The 2,580-nt window shown below is 40.7% G+C and carries 2 protein-coding genes; both read left to right on the top strand.

Annotation, left to right across the window (positions count from 1 at the left end):
* Positions 1–139 precede the first annotated feature (139 nt).
* Positions 140–1,705, top strand: a complete 1,566-nt coding sequence (istA, locus tag FD47_RS14180) for an IS21 family transposase (protein WP_056980820.1) — start codon at positions 140–142, stop codon at positions 1,703–1,705.
* A complete protein-coding gene (istB, locus tag FD47_RS14175) occupies positions 1,692–2,441 on the top strand; it encodes an IS21-like element helper ATPase IstB (protein WP_035181506.1) in 750 nt (249 codons plus the stop codon). The genes istA and istB overlap by 14 nt, the downstream gene beginning before the upstream one ends.
* Positions 2,442–2,580: the final 139 nt, after the last annotated feature.

Here is a 2,580-nt window from a genome sequence, read left to right as displayed (position 1 = left end):
TGTAACTGCTAAAATAAAGTGAGCCAATTTCGATCAATAAGGTTAATCCAAAAACGCTCATTAAGATTGAGCCACTTGGCTAAAACAATTAACTAATCCAGTACAATAGGAAGATAAATTGTGCTGGAGGTCGAAAAAGGTGAAAAAATTGGCATTATACTCAAAAATTATTGATTTAAAGAATCAAGGATTCTCAAGAAGAAGCATTGCGACGAAACTAAGCATTTCCAGAAATACCGTTAAAGCGTATTTAGACCGTGATGAAAATGAAATGTCTGAGTGGTTGGCTTCAACGCGCAGCCGGAAAAAGGCCTTGGACGACTACCAAGAAACCATTCTTGATTGGCTCAGAAAGAATCCCGATATGTCAGCAGCACAGATTGGCGATTGGTTGGAAGAACGTCATTATGGTAGCTTTGCGGAAAGTACCGTTCGGCGATATGTCAGTGACCTGCGGAAAAAATACAAACTTGATAAGCATAGTAAGCGACGCCAGTATGAAGCTGTTCCGGAATTACCAATGGGCTTACAAGGACAAGTTGATTTTGGTCAAACCTGGCAGACCACTACCTCCGGTAGTCGAATAAAGCTATATTTCTATGCCTTTGTGTTAGCTCATTCCCGTTATAAATACGTTGAATGGCAGCAAACACCGTTTACAACAGCAGATTTAATTCGTTGCTTACAGCATACTTTTAAATTTCTAGGTGGAAAACCTAAACAAATTGTTTACGATCAAGACCGGATCATCGTTGTCAGTGAAAACAATGGTGAAATTATTTTTACACGAGCTTTTCAAGCCTTTCATCAGGCAGAAAAGTTTGAAGTAATTGAATGCCGGGGCTTTGATCCGGAATCCAAAGGGAAAATTGAAAACGTGGTGAAATTTGTTAAAAACAGTTTTGCCCGAGGCCGTATTTTTAGAGATCTTAGTACTTGGAATCTTGAATCAATGGCGTGGTTGAAGCGACGAGGGAATGGCAAGCAGCATAATGGCACCAAACAAATTCCGGCAGTGGTTTTTCAAAAAGAGCAGTCCTATCTACAGCCAATCGCACAGTATCAACCAGTGACTAAACAAGTCATCAAGCGAACGATCCGCAAGGATAACACGATTATGTATCAGAGTAATCGCTATAGTGTCCCCTTTGGGTCCTATGACGTTCATGGGCGTAAAGTTATTCTACAAATTCAAAAACAACAGTTGCGGATTATCGATCAGGAAACCGGTGAAATCTTAGCAACGCACCAGGTCTCCCACGCCAAAGGACGCTTAATCCAGCGTTCTAATGACCGTCGAAACCGACAAATTGGAATTCCAGAGCTAAAGGCACAAGTTGTCCAAATGTTTAGCCAGGTAAAGGCCGCTAAACAGTTTGTGCAACAAATTCATGAAAAGTATCCGCGTTATATCCGTGATCAAATGCAGGTAATTTTGCGATTACAGAGCCTTTATTCCAAGAAAGAGTTAGATAAGAGTCTCCAATTTTGTCTGGATAATCAATTGGTTAGTGCTTCAGAATTTAAGACAACTTTGGCGACACTTCCCGGCTATGAAGCGCACTTGGAGCGACTGCAGGCCGAAGCAATTGAATTACCGGTTTCTCAAGCAACCAAAGAGAAGCTAAAAAGTATTCAACCAGAAGTGCGGCCATTAGCGACTTACACTCAGATACTAAAAGGAGCTCATTATGGAACAAACTAAAGAGATTCAAACCATTATGCAGGAATTGCGGTTGAGTGCCACGGCGAAGGTTATTTCAGAACTTATTCAAACCGCCAATACACATGAAGCCACCTACGGCGACTTTCTTTTATCGGTTTTAGAACACGAACAGCAAGCGCGAGCCGAAAAGGCACGCTTACGACGTTTAAGGTGGGCGGCATTGCCTTATCAGCGTTCACTGGATGAATTTGATTTGACCGTTCAGCCAGCGTTAAGTCGTAAACAAATGAATGAACTGCGTGAATTAAATTGGATTGATCAAAGCTATAATTTAATTCTTTTAGGACCAACCGGTGTTGGAAAAACTTTCCTATCCATTGGCTTGTGCGTCGAGGCAATCGAGCACGGTTACAGCGCAATCTTTCTTACGATGGGTGAGCTGATAAAAGTTTTAAAAACCGAAACAATCTCACATCAATCTCAAACCCGGCTAAAGCGTTTATATAAAGCTAATTTGATTGTTTTGGATGATTTGATGTTTATGGCCCTGAATAAAATGGAAGCTAATTTATTCTTTCATTTCATCAATAAATTGTATGAACAGACTTCATTTATCATTACGTCAAATAAAAGCCCCGAACAATGGGGCGAAGTCATTGGTGATGAGGTAATTACCGGTGCCTTTCTGGATCGAATGATCCAGAAATCCCAAGTCATTGAACTGGTTGGCGAAAGTTATCGGATTACCCATCGTCAGACAATCTTTGATGATTAGGTAATTAAAGGTAGAAAAAAGTCCTGAATATTTACATATCAGGCTTGAATAAGGGTGGCTCAACCTTAATGAGCGAAACATAGGTAAAATGGCTCAATCTTAATGAGCGAAATTGGATCAGTTGAACTTGACGGCCACA

It is taken from the genome of Lentilactobacillus parafarraginis DSM 18390 = JCM 14109, from assembly GCF_001435895.1.
In the GTDB taxonomy this organism is placed as follows: domain Bacteria; phylum Bacillota; class Bacilli; order Lactobacillales; family Lactobacillaceae; genus Lentilactobacillus; species Lentilactobacillus parafarraginis.
The sequence above is the reverse complement of the archived record's forward strand: the minus strand, read 5'-3'. Positions and strand labels throughout refer to the sequence as shown.

What these genes read in the sequence shown, in the direction of transcription:
- istB (WP_035181506.1), top strand. Translation starts at nt 1,692, where the DNA reads ATGGAACAAACTAAAGAGATTCAAACCATTATGCAGGAATTGCGGTTG.